The organism is Pseudomonas sp. UBA6562 (assembly GCF_002434265.1).
Classification (GTDB): Bacteria; Pseudomonadota; Gammaproteobacteria; order Pseudomonadales; family Pseudomonadaceae; genus Aquipseudomonas.
In genome coordinates this window covers 125442-151704 of the sequence record NZ_DJJS01000006.1, presented here as the reverse complement: position 1 = coordinate 151704, position 26263 = coordinate 125442, and the positions used below count along the sequence as shown (strand labels likewise).

At 67.8% G+C, this 26263-nt stretch carries 6 protein-coding genes; 4 read left to right on the top strand and 2 right to left on the bottom strand.

Annotated features, from left to right (window positions below; translation table 11 throughout):
- The first annotated feature begins 181 nt into the window (after positions 1 to 181).
- The 3 genes from B4M43_RS08230 to B4M43_RS08220 are packed head-to-tail and all read left to right on the top strand — an operon-like array spanning position 182 to position 20383.
- Complete coding sequence (locus B4M43_RS08230) at positions 182 to 6754, top strand: non-ribosomal peptide synthetase (RefSeq protein WP_296265943.1); 6573 nt, start codon at positions 182 to 184, stop codon at positions 6752 to 6754.
- Positions 6747 to 16940, top strand: a complete 10194-nt coding sequence (locus B4M43_RS08225; protein WP_296265941.1) for a non-ribosomal peptide synthetase — start codon at positions 6747 to 6749, stop codon at positions 16938 to 16940. Before B4M43_RS08230 ends, B4M43_RS08225 begins: the two co-directional genes overlap by 8 nt.
- A complete protein-coding gene (locus B4M43_RS08220; protein WP_296265939.1) occupies positions 16937 to 20383 on the top strand; it encodes an amino acid adenylation domain-containing protein in 3447 nt (1148 codons plus the stop codon). The genes B4M43_RS08225 and B4M43_RS08220 overlap by 4 nt, the downstream gene beginning before the upstream one ends.
- A 252-nt stretch (positions 20384 to 20635) precedes the next feature.
- Here B4M43_RS08220 and B4M43_RS08215 read toward each other — a convergent pair whose 3' ends face one another.
- Together B4M43_RS08215 and B4M43_RS08210 are read right to left on the bottom strand one after the other, a co-directional pair.
- Positions 20636 to 20908 (bottom strand): bacteriocin immunity protein, encoded by a 273-nt coding sequence (locus B4M43_RS08215; protein WP_296265937.1) that lies wholly within the window; start codon positions 20906 to 20908, stop codon positions 20636 to 20638.
- A gap of 1 nt (position 20909) precedes the next feature.
- On the bottom strand, positions 20910 to 22769 hold the full coding sequence (locus B4M43_RS08210; protein WP_296267285.1) for an S-type pyocin domain-containing protein: 1860 nt from the start codon (positions 22767 to 22769) through the stop codon (positions 20910 to 20912).
- Between the two features lie 567 nt (positions 22770 to 23336).
- Here B4M43_RS08210 and B4M43_RS08205 point away from each other — a divergent pair.
- Entirely contained in the window at positions 23337 to 25892 is a 2556-nt protein-coding gene (locus tag B4M43_RS08205; protein WP_296265936.1) for a TonB-dependent siderophore receptor, read from the top strand.
- Positions 25893 to 26263: the final 371 nt, after the last annotated feature.

The window sequence follows — 26263 nt, the reverse complement described above, 5'->3', positions numbered from 1 at the left end:
TCGTGTCCGCGCCTTCGAGGCCCACGGGAGGCCGCCCGAACGCGCGCGCCCGGCCCGACTGTCCGAGGCCTGCCACCCGCCGTCGGCACGGGCCCGCCCCCGCTAATTTTTCCTTTCCGGATTCGTTCTATAGGGACGACACGCCTGTGCGCCTCCCGCCCCCGAATCCGGACGCCTCGAAATGAATGCTGACCAATCCCTCAAGCTCGCCGGCCGTTTCATCGGTCTGCCCCTGGACAAGCGGCGTGCGTTTCTCGCCGCGCTGGCAAAGGAAGGGGTCGGTTTCCAGCAGTTGCCGATTCCGGCGGGCGTCGAGGCGCCGGACCGCCATGCCTTGTCGTTCGCCCAGCAGCGCATGTGGATGCTGTGGGCGCTGGAGCCGGACAGCGGCGCCTACAATCTGCCGGCCGCCGTGCGCCTCAAAGGGGCGCTGGGCCATGATGCGCTGGCCCAGGCCTTCGCTGCATTGGTCGAGCGCCATCAGACCCTGCGCACGGTGTTTCACCGCGATGCCGAGGGCCAGGTGCGCTGGGCCTTGTCGGACGCGCCGCTAGCGGTCGAGCGCCACAGCCTCGCGCACCTGCCCGAGGCCGAGCGCGAGGGGCAGGTGCTGGCGCTGGCCGAAAGCATGGCCGTGGAGCCGTTCGACCTCGCCCGTGGGCCGCTGCTGCGGGTACGCCTGCTGGCGCTGGCGAGCGACGAGCACGTGCTGCTGCTGACCTTGCACCACATCGTCGCCGACGGCTGGTCGATGGGCGTGCTGATCGACGAATTCATCCAGGCCTACGCTGCGGCCCTGAGCGGCCAAGCGCCGAACTGGGCGGACCTGCCGATCCAGTACGGCGACTATGGCCTGTGGCAGCGCCGTTGGCTGGAAGCGGGGGAAGGGCAGCGTCAGCTCGACTACTGGCTGGCCCAGTTGGGCGGCGAGCATCCGCCGCTGGCCCTGCCCACCGACCGCCCGCGCCCGGCGCAGCCCAGCCAGCGGGGGCGGCGTTGGGCCTTCACCGTCGAGCCGGCCCTGGCCGAGCAGCTGCGCGCCCTGGCCCGGCGCCAGGAGGTGAGCCTGTTCGTGGTGCTGCTGGCGGCCTTCAACCTGTTGCTGCACCGCTACAGTGGCCAGACCGACATCCGCATCGGCACGCCCATCGCCAACCGCCACCGCCGCGAAACCGAAGGGCTGATCGGATTCTTCGTCAACACCCAGGTGCTGCGCAGCCAAGTGGACGGCCAGTTGCAGGTCGACGACTTCCTGCGCCGCCTCAAGGGCGTGGTGCTCGACGCCCAGGCCCACCAAGACCTGCCGTTCGAACAGCTGGTCGAAGCGCTGCACCTGGAGCGCGACGCCAGCCGCACGCCGCTGTTCCAGGTGATGTACAACCACCAGCCGAATGTGGCCGACCTCGGCCGCTACACCCTGCCCGACGGCCTCAGGCTCGAACAGGTGCAGTGGCAGAGCCGCACCGCGCAGTTCGACCTGACCCTCGACACGTTCGAACAGCCGGGCGGCGAGCTGCATGCCGCGCTGACCTATGCCAGCGACCTGTTCGACGCCAGCACGGTCGAGCGCCTGGCCGAGCACTGGATCGCCTTGCTGCATGGGCTGGTGGGCGGCGAGCGACGGCGGCTGGCGGAGTTGCCGATGCTCGATGCGTCGGTTTGCGCCGCTCAGTTGCAGGCTTGGAATCCGGCACCGGCCGAGTACGCGGTGCCGCAATGCCTGCACGAGCGCATCGCGCAGCAGGCCCAGCTTCACAGCGCCGCCGTGGCCGTGACCTGCGACGGGCAGCCTCTGACCTATGCTCAACTCGATGCGCGTGCCAATGCGCTGGCCCATACGCTGGTCGCGCGTGGCGTCGGCCCGGAAGTGCGCGTGGGCCTGGCGGCCGAACGCAGCGTGCAGATGCTGGTGGGGTTGCTGGCGATCCTCAAAGCGGGCGGCGCCTATGTGCCGCTCGATCCGGCGTACCCCCGCGAGCGCCTGGCTTACCTGATGCAAGACAGCGGCATCGCCTTGCTGCTGGCCCAATCGGATGTGCTGGAGCAGTTGCCGGTACCGGCGCAGCTTCCGGTGTTGTTGCTGGGCGAGGAAGGACAGCGTGAAGACGCTCCGCTCACTAGCGTTGGTCCAGACAACCTGGCCTACATCATCTACACCTCCGGCTCCACTGGGCAGCCTAAAGGCACCTTGCTGACCCACCGCAATGTGCAGCGCCTGTTCGCCGCCACCGAGCAGTGGTTCGCCTTCGACCGGCACGATGTCTGGACCCTGTTCCACTCCTACGGCTTCGATTTTTCCGTATGGGAAATCTTCGGCGCACTGCTTTACGGCGGTCGTCTGGTGGTAGTGCCGCATGACGTCAGCCGCTCGCCGCAGGCGTTTTACGAACTGCTCTGCGCCGAGCGCGTCACCGTGCTCAACCAGACTCCTTCGGCGTTCAAAGCGCTGATGCCCGTCGCCTGCGCCGGTAGTGAAACCCTGGCCCTGCGCCAGGTGATCTTCGGCGGCGAAGCGCTCGACGTGAAGAGCCTGCGCCCCTGGTTCGAGCGTTTCGGCGATACCCAGCCGCAGCTGGTGAACATGTACGGCATCACCGAAACCACCGTACACGTCACCTACCGCCCGCTGACGAAAGCGGACCTGGAGCAGGACGCCAGCAGCCCCATCGGCCAGCCGATCTCCGATCTGACCTGGTACCTGCTCGACGCCGACCTCAACCCCGTGCCCAAAGGCTGCATCGGCGAGCTGTACATCGGCGGCGCGGGCCTGGCCCGTGGCTACCTGAACCGTGGCGGCCTGAGCGCCACCCGCTTCATCCCCAACCCCTTCGCCGGCGAGAGCAGCCGCCTGTACCGCACCGGCGACCTGGCCCGCTATCGCGCCGACGGCGTGATCGAGTACAGCGGCCGCATCGACCATCAGGTGAAGGTCCGCGGCTTCCGCATCGAGCTGGGCGAGATCGAAGCGCGCCTGCTGGCCGACCCCGCCGTCGCCAGCGTGGTGGTGCTGCCCCACGGCAGCGACGAGTCGTTGCAGTTGGTCGCCTACGTCGTGCCCCACGACCCGGCCCTGGCGAACGCCGACCACGACGCCCAAGCCCAGGCCCGCGACCACCTGAAAGACGGCCTGCGCGGCGCGCTGCCCGAGTACATGGTGCCCACGCACCTGCTGTGGCTGCCCGCACTGCCCCTGACCACCAACGGCAAGCTCGACCGCGCCGCGCTGCCCGCGCCCGACGCCAGCCTGCTGCAACACCGTTACGTGGCCCCACAAGGCCACCTTGAACAGACCGTGGCCCAGGTCTGGGGCGAAGTGCTGCAACTGGCCGAAGTCGGCGCCGAAGACGACTTCTTCGCCCTCGGCGGGCACTCGTTGCTGGCCACGCAAGTGGTCTCGCGTCTGGGGCACGCCCTGGCCCAGGACGTGCCGCTCAAAGCCCTGTTCGAACACCCGACCCTGCGCGCCTTCGCCGCTTGCCTGACCCAGGCCGGCCCGCAGCGCGCACCCTTGCAGGCGGTTCCGCGCGACCGGCCATTGCCGGTGTCCTACGCCCAGGAACGCCAGTGGTACCTGTGGCAGCTCGACCCGCAGAGCAGCGCCTACCACATCCCCACCGCGCTGCGCCTGCACGGGCCGTTGGACGGCGTAGCGCTGCAACGGGCCTTCGACCTGCTGGTGGCCCGTCACGAAACCCTGCGCACCACCTTCCACCACGACGGCCAACGACTGCTGCAAGCGATCGCCGCACCCGCGCCGCTGCCACTGCATCACCAGACCTTGGACGCCGACAGCGACTGCGAAGCCTGGGTGCAGGCCTTCGCCCGCCAGCCGTTCGACCTGGGCCAAGGCCCGTTGCTACGTGTGGCTTTGCTGCGCATGAGTGAAGAAGAACACGTGCTGGCACTGGTGCAGCACCATATCGTCTCCGATGCCTGGTCGATGCAGCGCATGGTCGAAGAGCTGGTGCTCGGCTACCAGGCCTTCAGCCAGGGCCATGCCCCGCAACTGCCAGCCCTGCCGGTGCAGTACGCCGACTATGCAGTGTGGCAGCGCGCGCGTCTGGCGGACGGCGAAGGCGAGCGGCAACTGGCCTACTGGACGGCCCAGCTCGGCAACGACCATAGCGTGATCGAACTGCCTCTGGACCAAGCCCGTCCGGCCCAGGCCAGCGGCCGTGGCGCCACCTTGGCACTGACCCTCGACGCGCAACTGACCGCGCAGCTCCGCCACCTTGCGCACATGGCCGGCACCACGCTGTTCACGGTGCTGCTGGCGTCGTTGCAGGCGCTGCTGCACCGCTACAGCCGCCAAGAGCGCATTCGCATCGGCGTGCCCGTGGCCAACCGCCAGACCCTGGAGACCGAAGGCTTGCTGGGCTTCTTCGTCAACACCCAGGTGTTGCAGGCGCACTGTGAGCCGCAGATGCGCGTCATCGACCTGCTGTGCCAGGTGCGTCAGGCCACCCAGGAGGCCCAAGCGCACCAGGAGCTGCCGTTCGAGCAACTGGTCGAGGCCTTGCAGCCCGAACGCAACCACGGCCACCACCCGCTGTTCCAGGTGCTGTTCAACCACCAGGCCCAGGCCCGTCAAGGGGCGGCGCAACGCCAGGTCGGCGCGCTGCGCCTGGAAGCCTTGAGCCTGACCGGCAGCACCAGCCAGTTCGATCTGATGCTCGACACCTTCGAGGCCGGCGACGGTCTGGAGGCGCTGTTCACCTACGCCACCGACCTGTTCGCAATGGCCACGGTCGAGCGCCTGGCCGGGCATTGGCAGGCGCTGTTGCAAGGCATGGTCGCCGCGCCGGAACAGCGTCTAGCGGACCTGCCGTTGCTGGGCGAAGGGGAGCGCCAGGCGACCTTGCAGGCGTGGAATGGCGAATCGCAGCGCTACCCGGTCGACCGCTGCTTGCACGATGACATCGCGGCGCAGACTCGACTTCGGGGTGACGCGGTAGCCGTGACCTGCGACGGGCAACACCTGACCTATGGCGAACTCGACGCCCGCGCCAACGCGCTGGCCCATACGCTGGTCGCGCGTGGCGTCGGCCCGGAAGTGCGCGTGGGCCTGGCCGCCGAACGCAGCGTGCAGATGCTGGTGGGGTTGCTGGCGATCCTCAAAGCGGGCGGCGCCTATGTGCCGCTCGATCCGGCGTATCCTCGCGAGCGCCTGGCTTACCTGATGCAAGACAGCGACATCGCCTTACTGTTGGCCCAACCGGATGTGCTGGAGCAGTTGCCGGTACCGGCGCAGCTTCCGGTGTTGTTGCTGGGCGAGGAGGGGCAGCGCGAAGACGCCCCGGCCACCCACGTCGGCCCGGACAACCTGGCCTACATCATCTACACCTCCGGCTCCACCGGGCAGCCCAAGGGCACACTGCTGACCCACCGCAACGTGCAGCGCCTGTTCGCCGCCACCGAGCAATGGTTCGCCTTCGACCGACACGATGTCTGGACCCTGTTCCACTCCTATGGCTTCGATTTCTCGGTCTGGGAAATCTTCGGCGCACTGCTCTACGGCGGTCGTCTGGTGGTGGTGCCGCATGACGTCAGCCGCTCGCCGCAGGCGTTTTACGAACTGCTCTGCGCCGAGCGCGTCACCGTGCTCAACCAGACCCCTTCGGCGTTCAAAGCGCTGATGCCCGTCGCCTGCGCCGGTAGTGAAACCCTGGCCCTGCGCCAGGTGATCTTCGGCGGCGAAGCGCTCGACGTAAAAAGTCTGCGCCCTTGGTTAGGCTGTTTCGGCGACACCCAGCCGCAACTGGTGAACATGTACGGCATCACCGAAACCACCGTACACGTCACCTACCGCCCGCTGACGAAAGCGGACCTGGAGCAGGACGCCAACAGCCCCATCGGCCAACCGATCCCCGACCTGGCCTGGTACCTGCTCGACGCCGATCTCAATCCCGTGCCCAAAGGCTGCATCGGCGAGCTGTACATCGGCGGCGTGGGCCTGGCCCGTGGCTACCTGAATCGCGGCGGCCTGAGCGCCACCCGCTTCATCCCCAACCCCTTCGCCGGCGAAGGCGACCGCCTGTACCGCACCGGCGACCTGGCCCGCTATCGCGCCGACGGCGTGATCGAGTACAGCGGCCGCATCGACCACCAGGTGAAGGTCCGCGGCTTCCGCATCGAGCTGGGCGAGGTCGAAGCGCGCCTGCTGGCCGACCCCGCCGTCGCCAGCGTGGTGGTGCTGCCCTACGGCAGCGGCGAGTCGTTGCAGTTGGTCGCCTACGTCGTGCCCCACGACCCGGCCCTGGCGAACGCCGGCCACGACACCCAAGCCCAGGCCCGCGACCACCTGAAAAACGGCCTGCGCGGCGCGCTGCCCGAGTACATGGTGCCCACGCACCTGCTGTGGCTGCCCGCGCTCCCTCTGACCACCAACGGCAAGCTCGACCGCGCCGCGCTGCCTGCGCCCGACGCCAGCCTGCTGCAACAAGCCTACGTCGCCCCGCGCGACGACCTGGAACAACGCCTGGCGCTGATCTGGGCGGAGCTGCTGGAGGTGCCGCAGGTGGGCGTGAACGACGACTTCTTCGCCCTCGGCGGGCACTCCCTGCAAGTGGTGCGGCTGCTGTCGCGCATCCGCAGCGAGTTCGGCCTGGAGCTGAAGATCCGCGACTTCCACGGCCTGCGCACCCTCGGCGAACTGGCCGAGCACCTGCGGCACGACGCCTCGACCCAGGCCCGCGACAGCGAGCTGGATCAGATTTTCGGCGTGCTCGACGAACTGGAGATGGACAATGTCTGACAACGCCGCACGCAACCAGCAACTGGTCGAGCGCATCCGCGGGCTGAGTGCGGGCAAGCGCCGGCAACTGTTCGCCAAGCTGCACGAAATGGGCATCGACGTGGCCCGCCTGCCCATCGTCCCGGCGCTGGCGGACGAGGCCTTGCCATTGTCCTACGCGCAGCAGCGCCAGTGGTTCCTCTGGCAGCTGGAGCCGGACAACAGCGCCTATCACATCTTCAGCGCACTGCGCCTGCGCGGCACGCTCGACCGCGCACGCCTGCAAGCCGCCTTCGACGGGTTGCTGGCGCGCCACGCCAGCCTGCGCACGCGCTTCGTGGAACGCGATGGGCAAGTCGTCCAAGTGCTCGATGGGCCCGCCATGCAGACCATCGAAACGCTGACCCTGGATCGGGACGAACATCCCCTGACGCAGCGCCTGCAAGCCTGTGTGCAGGCCTTCGCGGCGCGGCCGTTCGACTTGCAGCACGGCCCGCTGCTGCGCGTCGGGCTGGCGCGGGTGGCCGACGATGAGCACCTGCTGGTGCTGGTGCTGCACCACATCGTCACCGACGGCTGGTCGATGACGCTGATGATCGAGGAACTGCTGGCCGCCTATGCCGATCCTGCGCAAGCCTGGCCGCCGCTGCCGGTCCAGTATGGCGATTTCGCCGCCTGGCAACGCCAGTGGATGGAATCGGGGGAGGGCGAGCGGCAACTGGCCTACTGGAAAACCCAGTTGGGCGACCCGCAACAGGTGCTCGAACTGCCCACCGACCAGCCGCGCCCGGCGAGCATGAGCTTTGCCGGCGGGCGTCTGCCGGTAGTCCTGCCCGCCGCCCTGACGCAAGGGCTGCGCACGCTGGCCAAGGCCCAAGGCGTGAGCCTGTTCGCTTTGCTGCTGAGCAGTTTCCAGACCCTGCTGCACCGCTACAGCGGCCAGGCGCAGATCCGCGTCGGCGTGCCGGTGGCCAACCGCAACCGCCTGGAGACCGAGCGTCTGATCGGCCTGTTCGTCAACACCCAGGTGATCGCCGCGCAGATCGACGGCGGCGAACCCTTCAGCACCCTGCTGCAACGTGTGGCGCAACAGGTGCGCGACGCCCAGGCCCACGAAGACCTGCCCTTCGAGCAACTGGTCGAAGCGCTGCAAGTGCCGCGCAGCCTGAGCCACAACCCGCTGTTCCAGGCCCTGCACACGCACCAGGACGGCGTACGCCAGGCCGGCAGCCTGAGCGTGCCGAACCTGACCGCCGAACCCTTGCACAGCGAGGGCGAGACCGCGCAACTGGACCTGACCCTGGAAACCCAGGACGACGGCCAGCAGCTCGGCGCTGCCCTGGTCTACGCCAGCGACCTGTTCGCCCGCACCAGCGTCGAGCGCATGGCCCGCCATTGGCTCAACCTGCTGCACGGCATCGTCGCCGAGCCGAACACTTCGGTCGCAACGCTGCCCCTGCTGGACGCCGCCGAACGCACGCAGATCGTCGAGCGATGGAACGCCACCGCCAACACTGACTACCCCCTGCACCTGCCGGTGCACCGGCTGATCGAGCGGCAAGCCCAGGCCACCCCCGACGCGCCGGCGCTGCGCTTCGGCGACTGCCACCTGAGCTACCGCGAGCTCGATCGCCGTGCCAACGGCCTGGCCCACCATCTGGCAGGGCTGGGCGTCGGCCCTGACGTGCTGGTCGGCATCGCCGTGGAGCGCAGCGTGGAGATGGTGGTAGGCCTCTTGGCGATTCTCAAGGCCGGCGGCGCCTACGTGCCGCTGGACCCGGAATACCCAGCCGAACGCCTGGCCTACATGGTCGACGACAGCCGCATCGCCTTGCTCCTGACCCAATCGCACCTGCACCTGCCGTGCCCCGCGCAGGTACCGCAACTGGCCTTGGACACCCTGGTGCTGCCGCTGGACGTGCAGCAAGGGCCGGACGTTACGGTCGACCCCGAGCACCTGGCCTACGTGATCTACACCTCCGGCTCGACCGGCAAGCCCAAGGGCGCCGGCAACCGCCACCGTGCGCTGACCAACCGCCTGTGCTGGATGCAGCAGGCCTACGGCCTGGGCGCCGAAGACCGGGTATTGCAGAAGACCCCGTTCAGCTTCGACGTGTCGGTGTGGGAGTTCTTCTGGCCGTTGATGACCGGCGCCTGCCTGGTAGTGGCCGGGCCGGGCGACCACCGCGATCCGCAGCGCCTGGTCGAGCTGATCCGCCAGCACGACGTCAGCACGCTGCATTTCGTGCCGTCGATGCTGCAGATGTTCCTGCTCGACGAAACGGTCGGCACCTGCCAGAGCCTGCGGCGCATCGTCTGCAGCGGCGAAGCGCTGCCCATCGACGCCCAGGAGCAGGTGTTGGCGCGGCTGCCCCAGGCGGCGCTGTACAACCTCTACGGCCCCACCGAAGCGGCCATCGACGTCACCCACTGGACCTGCCGCGACGAGGGCCGTGACGCCGTACCCATCGGCCAGCCGATCGCCAATCTGCACACCTACGTGCTCGACGCCGAGCTGCAACCGGTGCCGCCCGGCGTGGTCGGCGAGCTGTACCTGGGCGGCGAAGGCCTGGCCCGCGGCTACCACCGGCGCCCGGCGCTGACCGCCGAGCGCTTCGTCACCAGCCCCGTGGGCGATGGCGTGCGTCTGTACCGTACGGGCGACCTGGCCAGCCAGCGCGCCGACGGGGTGATCGAATACCGTGGGCGCATCGACCACCAGGTGAAGATCCGCGGCCTGCGCATCGAGCTGGGCGAAATCGAAGCGCGCCTCATGGAGCAGGACTCGGTGCGCGAAGCCGTGGTGCTGGCCATCGACGGCGCGCTGGTGGCCTACGTGGTGCCCGGTCAGTGGCCCCTCGCCGACGAAGCGGGCCAGCGCGACGCGCTGCGTGCGCCGTTGCGCCAGGCCTTGCCCGACTACATGGTGCCCGGCCAGGTGCTGTTCATCGAACGCATGCCGCTCAGCCCCAACGGCAAGCTCGAACGCAAGGCCCTGCCAACGCCCGATGCGCCGCAGGCGCAGGCCGCGTACGTGGCGCCGAGCAGTGACCTGGAGCAGCGCTTGGCCGCCATCTGGCAAGCGGTGCTCAAGCACGAGCGGGTGGGCCTGAACGACAATTTCTTCGAGCTGGGCGGCGACTCGATCGTCTCCATCCAGGTGGTCAGCCGTGCGCGCCAAGCCGGGATTCGGTTCAGCCCCAAGGACCTGTTCCAGCACCAGACCGTGCAGGCCCTGGCGGCGGTGGCGCAGCTCGGCGAAGCGGCCGAAGCCATCGACCAGCGGCCGGTGACCGGCTCTGCGCCTTTGCTGCCATTCCAGCAGTGGTTTTTCGACAACGTGCAGGCCGGGCCTGCGCACTGGAACCAGTCGGTGTTGCTGGCGCCTCGGCAGCCGTTGGACGCCCAGGCACTGGACACTGCGCTGCACACCCTGGTGCGCCACCACGATGCCTTGCGCCTGCGCTTCCACGGCGGCCATGCGCAATTCGCCGCCAGCGAGTCGGCGCCGCTGCTGTGGCAACGGGCGGTGCGCGACGATGCCGAGCAAACGGCCGTCGCCGAACGTGCCCAAGCCAGCCTGAACCTCGAACACGGGCCGCTGCTGCGCGCCGTGCTGATCGCGCGCGCCGACGGCCAGCAGCGTCTGTTGCTGGTGATCCACCATTTGGTGGTGGACGGCGTATCGTGGCGCATCCTGCTCGAAGACCTGCAAGCCGCCTACCGCCAGCGCGCCTTGCCGGCCAAGACCCACTCGGTGCAGGCCTGGGCCGAGCAGTTGCAAGCCGATGCCCAAACCCCGGCCCTGCACGCGCAGTTGCCCTACTGGCAGGCCCAGGCGGTGGACCTGGCGCTGCCGGCCGCGGCCCTCGACACACCCTTGCTGCAACGCGACGCCTGCCACGTGCAGACCCGCCTGGATGCCGTGCTGACCCAGCAACTGCTGCAACAGGCCCCGGCCGCCTACCGCACCCAGGTCAACGACCTGCTGCTGACCGCGCTGGCCCAGGTGGTCGGCCGTTGGAGCGACAGCGCCTCGATCAGCGTGCTGATGGAAGGCCATGGTCGCGAGCCGCTGTCGCGCGAGCTTGACCTGACCCGCAGCGTCGGCTGGTTCACCAGCCTGTACCCGGTCAAGCTGACCCCGGCCGCGACCCTGGGCGCGTCGCTGCGCCAGATCAAGGAGCAACTGCGCGCCGTCCCCAACAACGGCCTGGGCTACGGTGCCCTGCGCTACCTCGGTCAAGCCGAGGTGCGCCAGGTGCTGGCCGCGCAACCTGCGCCGCGCATCACCTTCAACTACCTGGGCCAGCTCGACGGCAGCTTCGACCAGCCCGACACGCTGTTCCAGCCGGTCGGCGAGCCGCGTGGGCAGGAGCAGGCCGATACGGCGCCGCTGGGCAACTGGCTGACCCTCAACGGCCAGGTGTACGGCGGCGAGCTGCTGATGGACTGGCAGTTCAGCGAGCGCCAGTTCGACCGCGCCACTCTGCAAGCCCTGGCCGACGACTACGGACAGGCGCTGGCCGCGCTGATCGCCCATTGCTGCGCGCAGGGTGCAGGCGCGCTGACCCCGTCGGACGTGCCGCTGGCCGGCCTCGACCCGGCCGCGCTCGACGACCTGGCGCTGGACCCGCGCCGCGTGCAAGACCTCTACCCGCTGTCGCCGATGCAGCAGGGCATGCTGTTCCACAGCCTCTACCAGCCGGGCGACGGCGCCTACATCAACCAGCTCGCGGTCGGCGTCGGCGGCGTGGAACCGGCGCGCCTGCGCGCGGCCTGGCAGGCGGCGATGGATGCCCACGACAGCCTGCGCAGCGCCTTCGTGCAAGGCCAGAAGCCGCTGCAAGTGGTCTACCGTCATGCCGCGCTGCCCTTCGTCGAGCACGACTGGCGCAACCGCGCCGCGCCCGATGCCGACCTCGCGGCGCTGGCGCAGCAGGTGCGCGACCAAGGCTTCGACCTGGCCCAGGCGCCGCTGCTCAGCGTGCACTTGGTGCGCCTCGACACTGAGCGCTACCACCTGATCTACACCTGCCATCACCTGTTGCTGGACGGCTGGAGCAACGCCCGACTGCTCGCCGAGGTGCTGCAACGTTATCGCGGCGAGCCGGTGGCCACCCACCCGGGCCGCTACCGCGACTACATCGCCTGGCTGGCGGGCCGCGATGCGGCGGCCACCGAGGCGTTCTGGCGCGAACAACTGCAAGGCCTGACGGCGCCCACGCGACTGGCCGACGCCTTGCCCAAGCCGGCTGGCGATACGGCATCGCCGAGCGGCCAGGGCGAATACCTGTGCGGCCTCGATAGCGCGGCCTGCGCATGTTTGAAAGCCCTGGCCAGTACTCACAAGGTCACCCTCAACACCGTGCTGCAGGCCGCCTGGGCACTGCTGCTGCAGCGCTACACCGGGCAAGCGAGCGTGGTGTTCGGCACCACGGTGTCGGGGCGTTCGGCGCCTTTGCCGGGCATCGAGGCGCAGGTAGGGTTGTTCATCAACACCTTGCCGCTGATTGTGCCGCTTTCCGGTGAGCAGTCGCCGGGCACGCTGTTCGCCCAGTTGCAGGCGCGCAACCTGGCGCTGCGCGAACACGAACACACGCCGCTGTTCGACGTCCAGCGCTGGGCCGGGCAGGGCGGCGACGGCCTGTTCGACACCTTGCTGGTGTTCGAGAACTACCCGGTGGCCGAAGCCCTGCAACGAGGCGCACCACAAGGTTTGCAGTTCGATGCGGTGGCGACCCGCGAGCGGACCAGCGTGCCGCTGACCCTGCTGGTGGGCGTCGAAACGGGCCTGAGCCTGCACCTGCAATACGACCGCCAGCACTTCGCGGCGGCGCAGGTGGAGCGCCTGGCCGGACACCTGCTCAACCTGCTGCGAGGCTTGGCCCAGGCGCCCGCCACGCTGGACGCGCTGAGCCTGTTGGGCGCCGAGGAACGCCGCCTGCTGCTCGACGACTGGAACCGCGATGCCGTGCCCGCCGTACCGGCGCAGAGCATCGCCGCGCTGTTCCAGGCCCAGGTCGAGCGCGACCCCGAGCACCTGGCGCTGATCGACGGCGACACCGCCTGGACCTACCGCGACCTCGACCTGCGCGCCAACCGTTTGGCCCGCCACCTGGCGAGCCTGGGCGTCGGCCCCGAAGTGCGCGTGGGCATCGCCTTGCCACGCACCGCCGAGCTGATCGTCGCTCTGCTCGCGGTGCTCAAGGCCGGTGGCGCCTACGTGCCGCTCGACCCGGACTACCCCGCCGAGCGCCTGGCCTACATGCTCGACGACAGCCGCGCCCAGGTGCTGATCGGCACCCAGGCCGGGCTCGACGGCTTAGCGCTGCCTGCGGGCATACAGGTGGTCGACATGGACACGGCCGACGCACTGCTGGCCGCCTATGCCAGCACGCCACCGGCCGTGACGCTCAGCCCCGACAACCTGGCCTACGTGATCTACACCTCTGGCTCCACCGGCCTGCCCAAGGGCGTGGCCATCACTCACCGCAACGTGCAGGCGCTGCTCGACTGGTCGCAGCGCACCTTCACCCAAGATGAGCTGCAGGGCGTGCTGGCGGCCACCTCGGTGTGCTTCGACCTGTCGGTGTGGGAGATCTTCGTCACCCTGGCCAGCGGCGGTTTCATCGTGCTGGCGCGCAACGCCCTGGCCTTGCCCGAACTGCCGGCCCGCGACCGCGTGAGGCTGATCAACAGCGTGCCCTCGGCTGCGGCGGCGCTGCTGCGTGCCGGGCAGATCCCGGCCGGTGTGCGGGTCGTCAACCTGGCCGGCGAGCCGCTCAAGCAGGGTCTGGTCGATGCGCTGTACCAACTGCCGGGCGTGGCGCGGGTCAACGACCTGTACGGCCCCTCCGAAGACACCACCTACTCGACCTGGACCCAGCGCCAGGCCGGTGGCGCCGCCAGCATCGGCCGGCCTCTGCCGGGCACCGGCGCGTACCTGCTCGACGCCCACCTGCACGCGGTGCCGGTCGGCGTCGGCGCCGAGCTGTACCTCTCCGGCGCCGGCCTGACCCGTGGCTACCTCGGCCGCCCGGCGCTGACCGCCGAGCGCTTCGTGCCGCACCCGTTCGGCACGCCGGGCGAACGCCTGTACCGCACCAGCGACCTGACCCGCTACCGCGACGACGGCGCGCTGGAATACCTCGGCCGCCTCGACCACCAGGTGAAGATCCGCGGCTTCCGCGTGGAGCTGGGGGAAATCGAAGCGTGCCTGCTGGCGCTGCCTGCCGTGCGCGAAGCGGCGGTGCTGGCCTGCGAGCTGCAAGGCGGCGTGCAGCTGGTCGCCTATGTGGCGCCTCTTGCGAGCGGCGAGGCGCCGGCGGCACAGGCGGCCTTCGGTACGGCGCTGAAGGCGCAACTGGCCGAGCGCTTGCCCGGCTACATGGTGCCGGCCTTCGTCGTGTGCCTGGCACAGTTGCCGTTGACGCCCAACGGCAAGCTCGACCGCAGCGCCTTGCCCGCACCGCAGGCGCCCGAACACGACGCCCAGCGCCCACCGCGCAACGCCTTCGAACGGCAAGTCGCGGTGGTATGGGCCGAGGTGCTCGACCTCGAGTCGGTCGGTCTGGACGCGCAGTTCTTCGAGCTGGGCGGCCATTCGCTGCTGGCCACGCAAGTGGTGGCGCGCCTGCAAGGGCTGCTGCCGATGCCGGTCGGCCTGCGCGACCTGTTCGAGCGACCGCGCCTGGAAGATTTCCTCGACCGCCTGCAAGCCTGTGACGGTCAACGCCAGGCGCCGCGCGCGGCCCTGGTGGCGGCGGGCGAGGGCGCCGCGCCGGTGCTGTCGCTGGCCCAGCGCCGGCTGTGGGTGGTCGAGCAGTTGTCCGGTGGCAGCGGTGCCTACGGCATGCCGTTGGCGCTGCGGGTCAAGGGTGCGTTGCAGGTGTCGTTGCTGGAACGGGCGCTCAATGAGGTGATCCGCCGCCACGAAGTGCTGCGCACCGCCTACGTGGCCGACGACGAAGGCGATCCCCAGGCTGTGGTGCTGCGCGATGCGCCCGTCGAACTGCCGCTGCGCGACCTGTCGCACCTGGGCCGCGCCGAGCGCGAGGCGCAGGTAGCCCAGGCGGTGCTCGACAACGCCCGCATCGCCATCGACCTGGCACGCGCGCCGCTGCTGCGCGGCCAAGTGCTGCGCCTGGGCGAGCGCGAGCATGTGCTGCTCTACGCCATGCACCACATCGTCTCCGATGGCTGGTCGATGTCGCTGCTGGTCAACGAACTGGTCGCCCTCTACGACCTGCTGCAAGCCGGTAAGCCCGCACGGTTGGCGCCGCTGCCGGTGCAGTACGGCGACTACGCGCGCTGGCAGCGGACGTTGGAGCGCGACGGCGTCTTGGCCGCGCAGGGCGACTACTGGCGTCAGGCCCTGGCCGGCCACAGCGGTGTGTCGGCCCTGCCCACCGACCACCCGCGTGGCGCACAGGCCTCCAACGCCGGTGCCGAACTGCACCTGCACCTCGACGGCGAACTGGTGCGCGGCCTGCAAGCCTTGGCCGGGCGAGCCGGGACCACGCTGTACAGCCTGTTGCTGGCCGCCTTCCAAGTGCTGCTGCACCGGGTGACGGCGAGCGACGATGTGCTGGTCGGCGCCGATGTCGCCGGACGTGCCCAGCCCGAACTGGAGCCGCTGATCGGCTTCTTCGTCAACATCCTGCCGCTGCGCTCGCGCTACGCCGCCACCCAGCGCTTCGGCGAACTCCTTGCGCAGACCCAGGCCACCACCCTGGCCGCCTTCGAGCACCAGGAGCTGCCCTTCGACATGATCGTCGAGGCCGCCGGCGTGGCCCGCCAGCTTGGCCTCAACCCCTTGGTGCAGGTGCTGTTCGTGATGAACAACCTGCCGGTGCGCGACCACAGCCTGGCCAGCCTGGACGTGGAGGTCGTGCCGGCCACCGGCAGCTATTCGAAATTCGACATGGCCCTGTTCCTCGACCGGGACGGCGACGGCCTGCGCGGCACCTGGCAGTACGCCAGCGAGCTGTTCGCCCGCGAGCGCGTCGCCCACCTGGCCAGGGACTGGACCGGCCTTTTGCAGCAGATCCTGCGCGAGCCGGACATCAGACTAGGAGACCTCACCATGAGCACGCCCCCCGCCGTTGCCACCGCCCCGGCCATGGCCGCGCCCAAGGCCGACAAGCTGGGCAAGTTCCTGAAGAAACCCAAGGCCGGCGTCGCGCAGCCCGGCGCGGCGGTGCGCGAATCGCTGCTGGCCGCGCCGCAGGTGTTCCCGCTGCTGATCGAGCCCAACGACCCGGGCCTGGACCTGGTGAGCTGGATCGAGGCCAACCGCGCCGAGGTGGAAGCCAAGCTCTCGCGCCACGCCGGGCTGCTGTTCCGCGGCTTCGCCATGCACGACATCCACGCCTTCGAAGCCTTCGCCGAGGCGGTGCAGCCCGGTTTGTACGGCCAGTACGGCGACCTGCCGAAGAAGGAGGGCGGCAAGAACACCTACCGCTCCACGCCGTACCCGGAAAACAAGATGATCCTGTTCCACAACGAGAGCTCGCACCAGGACACCTGGCCGCGCAAGCAGCTGTTCTTCTGCGAACAGCCTTCGCCGGTCGGCGGTGCCACGCCGGTGGTCGACTGCCGCCTGATATACCAGCGCCTGCCACAGGCACTGCGCGACACTTTCGAGCGCAAGGGCCTGCTGTACGTGCGCACCTTCGCCAGCAACCTCGACGTATCGTGGCAGCACTTCTTCAAGACCGACGACCGCGCCGCGGTCGAGGCGCGCTGCCAGGCCGCCGGCATCCAGTGGACCTGGTTCGACAACGACGAGCTGCAGATCCGCACGCCGTGCCCGGCGATCATTCGCCACCCGGTCACCGGTGAGAAGACCTTCTTCAACCAGGTGCAGCTGCACCACATCCACTGCCTGGACCCGGACGTGCGCGAAGACCTGCTGGCGCTGTTCGGCCCCGAGCGCATGCCGCGCCACGTGTACTACGGCGACGGCACGCCCATCGACGATGCCACCATGGCCCTGGTCGGCGAGCTGTACGAGGCCTGCGCAGTGCGCTTCGACTGGCGCAAGGGCGATGTGATCCTGCTCGACAACATGCTCGCCGCCCATGCCCGCGACCCCTTCGAAGGGCCGCGCAAGATCGTCGTGGCGATGGGCGAAATGATCGAACGACGTACCCTGGAAGCCGCCCCGCGCACCGCTTCCCTGACCCAAGAGGCTGACGCATGAGCGATTCCCACGTGCAACTTCGCGGCGCCGGCCTGGCGCTGCTCACCGAACAGCAACACTGGCGCGATGCGGCGGGCGCCCCTGTGCCCGCGCAGTGCATGCAGGTGCGCATCGACGGCGCGCCGGATGTGCCTGCCCTGCAAGCGGCCCTGGACGATGTGGCGCTGCGCCAGCCGGTGCTGGCTACGGCCGTCGCGGCGGTGCCGGGTTACCACGGTGTGCGCCAGTTTCCGGGTGCCCATGGCGGGCCGGTCGCGTTGCGGGTAGAGGCTTCGGCGCAGTCGCTCGAAGCCGCCGACGCGCAATGCCGGCAGTGGCTGGCCCAGGCCACGCCCGAGCAGGCGCCCTTGCGCGCATTGCTGCAACGCCTGGACGGCGAGACCTGGCGACTGACCTTGGCGCTGGCCAGGGGCTTGGCCGATGCCAGCAGCCTGACGTTGTTGTTCGAGCAGGTGCGCCAAGCGTACGTGCACGGCCCTGCCGGGGCTGACGAGGAGCTGGCGCAGTTCGAGCAGTACCTGGAATGGCGCGCCGAGGTGGTGCTCGACGAAGACGCCGGGCAGGCGGCGCAGTATTGGCAGGCGCACCTGGGCAGCCAGGCGGGGTTCCAGGCGGACTTGCCGTATCGGCGTGCAGGTGAGGTGGCCGGGCAGGCTGCCTCGGGTGCGGGGCGAGCGAGTGCCAGCGAGGCGGATGGCATCGGCTTGGCTGGTGTGGACGTGGCCGAGGAAGGCGGGGCTGTTTTGGTGGGTGTGAGTACCGGCGAGGCGAGCCGAGCTGGTTTGGCTGGTGTGAGCGTCGGCGAGTCAGGCGGGACCGGCTTGGCGGGTGTGAGTGTCGGCGGAGCGCAAGGCGCTGGGTCGGCTGGTGTGCATGGCGGCGAGCGGGATGGCGCTCACCAAGCGGTCGCCGCGCACCCGGTGTGGGCCATGAGCGGCCTGGCGTCGGTCGAGCAGGTCGAAGCCCCCTTGTCGCTTGAGCTACGCACCGGCCTGCAAGCCTTGGCCGAGCGTCACGGCACTGACCTCGACACCGCGTTGCAAGCCGCCTGGTGGCTGTTGCTGGCGCGCATCGGCGGACGCTCGGCCTTCATCGCCGGCTGGCGCCACGACAGCCGCGCCGACTACGACTTCTTCGAACACGGCCTGGGCCTGTTCGAGAAGACCCTGCCGCTGCAACTGGCGTTCGACCCTCAAGCCTCGTTCGAAACGGGCTTGGCGCAACTGGCCAGCGCGTTGACCCAACACCGCACCTGGCAGGAGTACTGCCCGGCGGCGACCCCGGCCACCCAGCCACATTGTGGCTTCGCAACAGGGCGTCTGCCCTCGCAGGACGGCGACTGGACCGCGCAGGTCCATGCCGAGCTGCCGCCCGGCTTCGAATTGCTGCTGCACGCGGGTCAGGATGCGAGCGGCACCGTGCAGCGACTGAGCCTGGTGTTCGACAGCCGCCGCTACGGCGCACAGGCCATGGCCGGCTTGCTGGTGCAATATCAGGTGCTGTTGGGCAGCCTACTGGCCGCGCCCTGCGCGCCAACCGCCGAGCTCAGCCTGCTGGGCGACGCCGAGCGGGAGCGCCTGCTGGCGTTCAACCCGGCGCCTTTCGCCCTCGATCCGGCCCTTAACCTGTCTGCGCGGATCGCGCACTGGCACGCCCACACCCCCGACGCCCCGGCGCTGGTCAGTGGCGATGCCACCTTGAGCTACGCCGAACTGCACCGCCGCGCCCAGCGCTTGGCTGCGGCCATGACGCAACGCGGCGTCACTGCCGGCCAGCGCGTCGGCCTGGCCCTGCCGCGCTCGGCGAACTGGCTGGTGGCGGCCCTGGCCACCTGGCAGGTAGGCGCGGCCTGGGTCGCGCTCGACCCGCAGTGGCCCGTCGCGCGCCTGGCGCAGCTGTTGCAAGAGGCGGGCGCGACGCTGTTGCTCGCCGAGCAGACGCTGGCGTTGGACGTCGCGCAGTTGGCGGTCGACGCATTCGAATTCGACGCGCCGGCTGCGTCCTTGACCGAACCTGCTGCCCTAAAGACCAATGACCTGGCCTATGTGCTGTTCACCTCCGGCTCAACCGGCACGCCCAAAGCCGTGGCCGTCGAGCATGGCGCGCTGGCCAACTATGTAGCCTCGGCCAGCGCGGCACTGGACCTGGCGCGCTGCCGCCGCTTCGTCTTCAGCGCCAGCGTGGTCGCCGACCTGGGCCACACCGCGCTGTTCGGCGCGCTGTACAACGGCGCGGCCCTGCACCTGGCCGATGACGCGACCATGCAAGACGGCCAGGCCTTCGCCCGCTTCGTCGAGGCGCAGGCCATCGACTGCCTGAAGATCGTGCCTTCGCACCTGGCGGCACTGCTCGACACCCCGGCCCCGCGCCTACCGGCGACGTTGGTACTGGGCGGCGAGGCGCTGCCGCCTGCAGTGGTCGAACGCCTGCTGCACCTGCGCCCGGACCTGCGCCTGTTCAATCACTACGGCCCGAGCGAGGCCACGGTCGGCGTGCTGGTGCATGCGATCGACGCACGCGATGCGCAAGCTGCCGCCGTGCCCCTGACCCAGGTGCTGGCCAACAACCAGGCCTGGGTGCTCGACAGCAACCAGCGACTGGTCGCCACCGGCGAACTGGGCGAGCTGTACCTGGCCGGCGCGCAATTGGCCCGCGGTTACCTGAACGCCGCCGAGCAGCAGGCCCAGGCCTTCCTCGACGCGCCGCAGGTGGCGGGCGGGCGCCTGTACCGCACCGGCGATCTGGCACGCTACCGCCCCGAGGGCGGTATCGTCCTGCAAGGCCGCGCCGACCAGCAGGTCAAGCTGCGCGGCTTCCGTGTGGAACTGGGCGAAATCCAGGCGCACCTGGCGGCGCTGGAAGGCGTCGGCGAAGCGGCCGTGGTGCTCGACGCCCAAGGCGAAGCGCAAGCCTTCGTCACCGCCGTGGGCCAAGCGCCAGGCGAGTGGAGCAGCCTGCTCAAGGCCGAGCTCGAACGGCGCCTGCCGGCCGTGATGGTGCCGCGCAGCGTGCAGGTGCTGGCACGCATGCCGCGCCTGGGCAATGGCAAGATCGACCGCCAGGCCCTGAGCGCAATGGACCTCGCTGCCGCGCAACAGGCCTACGTCGCCCCGCGCGATGCCCTGGAGCAGGTACTGGCCACGCGCATGGCACAGTTGCTGGGCAACGAGCGCCTGAGCGTGGAACAGGATTTCTTCGCCGCTGGCGGCCATTCGCTGCTGGTGATCAAGCTGGTGGCCGGCATCCGCAAGCTGCTGCAATGCGAAGTGCACCCCGGCGTGGTGTTCGACAACCCGAGCCCTGCGGCCCTGGCCCAGGCGCTGCGCTTGCAGGAGGTGGCGCCGGGGCAGTTGGAGAAACTGGCCCAGGCGCGTGTGCGGCTGGACGCCATGAGCCCCGAGGAGAAGGCGCGTTTGCTGGAGAAGGCGCAGTCGTTGGGTTGAACGGATGGGTTTGGTGGGCGGCTGATGTGTCCTGAGTGGGATTGTCGGTCGCCTAGCGCCAACCATGCCAGAGTCGACAGCAGACGTGGGCCCGATGGTTGTGGACGTTGCGGCGCTTGAGTCGCCTTGATTGGAAACCCCCACTGCAACTAGAGCGTTTCGCGGCTGCACGAGTCGCCAGAGCGGTCAGCCGCGATGGCTCTGCAAGCGGCCCTGGTTTTCAGGGCAACCCGATTGAACGCGGAACAGGCATCACTCGGGTTTGAAACCGGGTTTGCCGTTCTCGATCATCCAGTGTTTGATCTCGGCTAGCCAACCTTCGGGGGTGCAGTCGGCATCGGGCTCAGGGTAGAAGATCAAGTTTGTTCCAGCGGGGTGTTCAACAACTTTTTTAAATTGTCGTGCAAGCTGGTAAATATGGGTGCCATATTGATCCCCTTCCAAATGCTCACCTTCTTCGAAACCTTTCAGAAAGGAGAGGAATTCGGATTCTGTATAGTCTTCGATTCGATTTTTGAACATCATCTCATCGCGCCTTCTTTTTGCTGTGAATTTTGACGTGTTGTCTTGGGGTCATGATTCTCAGGTTGTCTATATCGTAAACGGCACCACCTTTGCTGATGGGTACGATGTGGTGAATCTCGAACACCATTCTTTCGCCAACCTGCTCTGTTGGGATTACAAACGGGGCGTTACCCTTCAGTAATAGACGTTGGTTAGCGAGCTTGAATTGTGGAGCTAGAATCGGATCTTCTGCGATCGCAGACCATATGAGATTTCTCGCTTTATCCCAATTCGACGCCTTCATTCCCCTCAACTTATCCGCAATCCTCGGTGGAATGGCCGCGCCTTCGGCAGTGCTGGCTGGCGCCAACCAGATCGGCCTGTCCGGCATGCCCTGGCCCATGAGAATACCCGGCTCCTTGCGCCGGTCATTGAACACAATGTAGAGCGGCGGTAAGCCTGCGTCCGCTGGGAAAATGATGATGTAGTCGTCGAGGCTGGCATCGGCCAGACCCGGAAACTCATCGATCCGCCCTTCCTGCGGAGTCGGGGGCGCACCTTCGTAGATAGGCGACTGGCCTTGTTCACCCGGTAGCGTCGTAGAGGAATCGCCCGGGGTGACCACAGGGGTCCAGAGCAGCGTGCGTCCAGACGTGCCTGGGGTGGTGACGCCATAGGCGTTGAGTGCGGCGTTGAACTCCGCCCGTAAGACGCGAACGCCTGCCGGCAACGATTGCCCGTCGCTGCGCAATACCAGCAATTCGGTCTGGTCGAGGGTCTTGCTCGTGCTGTGAAGACGGTAAGGCAGATCCACCAGCGTGGTGTTCTGTGCATTGGCCAGCAGATCGACCGAAGGGTTCGGCGCAAGGTCCGATAGTGGCATTTGCAGGTGGTGCCGCTCCGGTAGCTCGCCATTCCCTAGCTTCGGCGAATAGGCCAGTGCGGATACGCCTACCAACACACCCTGGCCTACACCGGCCAGCACGCTTATCGCCGAGCCGATGGCGCTACGCACCGCCGTTTGCAAAGCCGCTGACGTGAGTATGCCCTCGACCGTGATGATCGCCGCACCTGAAAGGGCATGTGCACCTTGAGACCGATAGATGGACTCCCCAAGGAGGTGGTCATCGATTCCCGGCTCAGGCTCAGGCTCCGGTCCGGTTTGGGGTCCGTTGGGCTGTTCAGGCGTTGGATCAGGTTGCGGCCCAGGCTCCGGTCCGGTTTGGGGTTCGCGAGGCTGCTCAGGTGTTGGTTCAGGTTGCGGCCCAGGCTCCAGTCCGGTTTGAGGTTCGCGAGGCTGTTCAGGTGTTGGCTCAAGGTGCGGCCCAGGCTCCGGTTCGGTCTGGGGTTCGTGGGGCTGTTGCGGCGTTGGCTCAGGCTGTGGCGCAGAGGGCTGTTCCGGCGTTGGCTCGGGTTGGGGTTCGGCAGGCTGATCGATTCTGGGTTCCGGGGCAGGCGCAGGAGCCGGCGGGGGCTCCATGGCTTTTGCTTCGGCCAGCGCCGCTTCGAGAGCAGGAAGCCGCTGCGCCAGGCGCTCGATTGTCATGCGCAACAGGCGCGCCTCATACGCGGCCGTATACGAGATGTTCCATTCGTGCAGAACATCCTCTGCCCTCACCGGTTCCTGACGGGGCCTGTACAGACGGCTCACGATGGCATCCGCCGATTTATCGATCGGGTCCTCACCGGGGAAGAAGCGCAGCGCGAGTTCGGTCTGCCTATTCAACTCGGTAGTCTTTTCGCTGATCAGCGTGTGGTGACGTGCAAGTTCCGCTGCTCGCTGCGCTGTCGCTGAGTCATTATCGGGCAGGATGCGTTGTCGCAGGATTTGCAGCTCGGATTCAATCGTGGCATCGAGGTTGTCAGTTGCGGTAGTAATCATGTTTTGCAAGTTGGCCTTCCTGTTCTGGAAGGGACGATAAGCTGCCGCGTTCCACCGGGCGCCACCCGGCTTGTTCTGTGGGTCGTGGCCTATTATTTCTTCAGCCGATGGCAACGAGCCGAAAGGGCCTTCCCGCGATGCCCAGACGCTTCCGATGATTTTGTCTCGTGACGCGGTGATGAATTGATTCTCAAGATGATAAACGTTCCCTGATTTAAGGCGCGGCAGCCGGGATAGCGCTGCCCCCTCGGTCACTGCATTGCGGGGTAATACGCCTCTCTTTGTGCTTTTGTGGGAGCGGCTTGAGCCGCGATGGCCGGCGCAGCCGGCCCCATGCAGGCGAAACGGCTCCCTTGGGAAATTGCGGGGGCCCTCTTCGCGTCACATACCGTCGCAGTGAATGCAAAATATTTTTAATTTCAGTTGGACCCCCGTCGTTTAGTGACCGAGCAGGTGCGACTTGAGTCGTCTACTTGTAGGAAATCGCTTTGCAAGGACTGCGAATTTCGACCAGCTGCCAAAAGAGCCGGCGGTCATCCAGATCACAACGTACGGAGTAGGTCAGATATGAAATCCGATCAGGTCAGGCTGGGGAGCCTCGGCCGCTGGGACCGCACCCAGTGGCGTTCTTGCGCATCGATCGTGGTGCTGGGGTTGGCGCTGGGCTTCGGCACGCCGGCCCAGGCCGAGGCGGCCCGGGTGGACATCCCCGCCAGCTCGCTCAACGACGCCCTCACCGCACTGGGCCGCCAGACCGGCTTGCAGTTGCTGTTCGAGCCAGGCTTGGTCAGCGGCAAGCGTTCGGCGGCGGTGTCCGGCACCATGGAGCCGACCCAGGCACTGGACCTGCTGCTGCGCAACGCGGGCCTGTCGTATCGGATCGAAAACAACACGGTGATCATCACCCCGGCCAGCGCGGCCTTGGACCTGGGCGAACCGGGCGCCATCGAGCTGGGCGCCACGAGCATTTCCGGGCAGGGCATGGGCGAGGCCACGGAGAACTCCGGGTCCTATACCACGGGCCTGGTGTCGGTCGGCTCGAAGACCCCGGTCAGTCTCAAGGACACGCCGCAGAGCGTGTCGATCGTCAGCAAGCAGCTGATCGACGACACCCGCAGCACCAGCCTGCCCGATGCGATGAAACGTGCGCCGGGCATCACCGTGCGCAACGCCAACTACAACACCCAGGCGTTCTATTCGCGCGGCTTCGGCATCGACAACGTGCAGATCGACGGCGCCGCGCCGATGGACATCGGCACCGGCGTGGGCACCTTCTACAGCGAGCGCCAGTACGACTTGGCCGGCTACGACCACATCGAAGTGCTGCGTGGGGCGACCGGCCTGCTGGGCGGCACCGGCGACCCGGGCGGCATCCTCAACCTGGTGCGCAAGCGCCCGATGGACCAGTACCAGCTCAAGTTCGAGACCTCGGCCGGCTCCTGGGACAACTACCGCAGCGAAGTCGACGTGACCGGGCCGCTGGCCTTCGACGGCAAGCTGCGCGGCCGCATGGTGGCCGCTTACACCGACCGCCACTACTTCCAGGATGTGCGCGCCACCGAGCGGCCGTTCCTCTACGGCATCCTCGAGGCGGACGTCACCGACGACACCATGCTGACCTTCGGCGGCAGCTTCGACAAACAGAAGGAAACCGGCACCGGTGACGGTCTGCCGCGCTACCCCGACGGCAGCGACGCGCACTTGCCGCGCCACACCTGGTACACCACCAAGCAAGGTTGGGCCGATAGCGCCACGCGCGAGTGGTTCGCCAAGGTCGACCACCACTTCAACGAAGACTGGAAGCTCAACGCCTCCTGGACCGACTCCTACAACTCGTCGAACACCGAGGGCGTCAACCCTTACGGCTGGATCGACCAGTCCAATGGCAGCCCCTACTGGTGGGGCAGCTACGTGCGCAGCTTCAGCAAGCAACAGGTGTTCGACATCAACCTGTCCGGGGCCTTCGAGGCCTTCGACCGCCGCCACGAACTGCTGGTCGGCGCCGACTGGCAGAAAGTGTCCAGCCGCTGGCGCGCGGCAGGCGGCATGGTCGGCAAAGGCGGCCTGATCGACATCTGGGACCCGCAATCCACGCCATTGACCAGCGACGAATCGAACCATTCGTTCTGGCGCGACTATTCGCCCAACGGGCGGGTGCAGTACGGCCTCTATTCGACGCTGCGCCTGCAACTGACCGACCCGCTCAAGCTGGTGATCGGTGCCCGTGCGCAGCGCTACAAGTTCGAGCAGGACTACGCCATGCGTGATTCGAGCGGCGTCGGCGATTGGGTCAAGGACCCAGGCGACTATGTGTTCGATCGTGTGCCGACCAAGGTCGTGCCGTTCGGCGGCCTGATCTACGCCCTGGACGATCAGTGGTCGACTTACCTCAGCTATGCCGAGGTCTTCAAACCGCAATCGTTGAAATACAAAGGCCCTGAAGACGCCAAATCGCCCATCGAGCCCATGGTCGGTAAGACCTACGAAACCGGCATCAAGGGCGAGCTGTTCGGCGGCCGCATGAACGTCAACGCTGCGCTGTTCTACATCCAGCGCGAAAACCAGGCAGAGCTGGACCCGGCCTATCAAGGGACGGGTGCGATGTACAGCGGCGCCTGCTGCTACCAGGCCCAGGACAAGGTCGTCAGCAAAGGCATCGACCTGGAAGCGACCGGCGAGATCATGCCCGGCTGGGAAGTGTTGGCGGGCTACACCTACAACCGGGTGGAGAACAGCACCGAAGAAACGCTCTACAGCAGCATCACGCCCAAGCACCTGTTCAAACTCTGGACCACTTACACCTTGCCGGACCAACTGTCCGACTGGCGTGTCGGTGGCGGTGTGAGGGCGCAGAGCGCCGCGTACGTGAACGGCACTTCCTACGACGTCGATCAGAACACGGGCAGCGTGCTCAACGAGCGCTCGTTCAAGTTCAACCAGGCCGGCCATGCCCTCTACGACGCGATGGTGGAGTACCGGGTCGACGACAACTGGAGCGTTGCCCTCAACGGCAACAACCTGTTCGACCGTCGCTACTACTCGGCGGTGTACAGCAGCCAGTACGGCAACTACTACGGCGAACCGCGCAACTTCATGCTGACCCTGCGCGGCACCTTCCGCTAAGCCCCTGCACAGCCCGCTCCGGCCTATCGGTCGGAGCGGCAGTCTCTCCCGACAAACAGTCTTCCAAGCGCCGGCATGAGCGCAAAGCCGCGTCACCTCGGGCGCAGTCCCTCCCGACAAACACTCTTCCGAACGCCTGCATGGGCGCAAAGCCGCGTCACCTTGACCGCACCCCTCCCAGACAACATTCCCCTGAGCGCCGGCATGAGCCGGCAGCCTGCGTTGCGCTTTGCGGGTATTGGTCGGGCCGCGCAGGTCGGGCCGCGCGGGACACGCCCTGTGGGCTAGACCCCGGTAGCCTGGATCCCATAGGCGAAGCAGCGGTTACAGCCGCCAGCGCGTAGAACCGGCATACCGCATCGGCCGTGGCA

Excerpts from the sequence above, each read along its gene's own strand:
- B4M43_RS08225 (WP_296265941.1), top strand. The coding sequence starts at position 6,747 with ATGTCTGACAACGCCGCACGCAACCAGCAACTGGTCGAGCGCATCCGC.
- B4M43_RS08210 (WP_296267285.1), bottom strand. The coding sequence starts at position 22,769 with ATGATTACTACCGCAACTGACAACCTCGATGCCACGATTGAATCCGAG.
- B4M43_RS08230 (WP_296265943.1), top strand. The coding sequence starts at position 182 with ATGAATGCTGACCAATCCCTCAAGCTCGCCGGCCGTTTCATCGGTCTG.
- B4M43_RS08215 (WP_296265937.1), bottom strand. The coding sequence starts at position 20,908 with ATGATGTTCAAAAATCGAATCGAAGACTATACAGAATCCGAATTCCTC.
- B4M43_RS08220 (WP_296265939.1), top strand. The coding sequence starts at position 16,937 with ATGAGCGATTCCCACGTGCAACTTCGCGGCGCCGGCCTGGCGCTGCTC.
- B4M43_RS08205 (WP_296265936.1), top strand. The coding sequence starts at position 23,337 with ATGAAATCCGATCAGGTCAGGCTGGGGAGCCTCGGCCGCTGGGACCGC.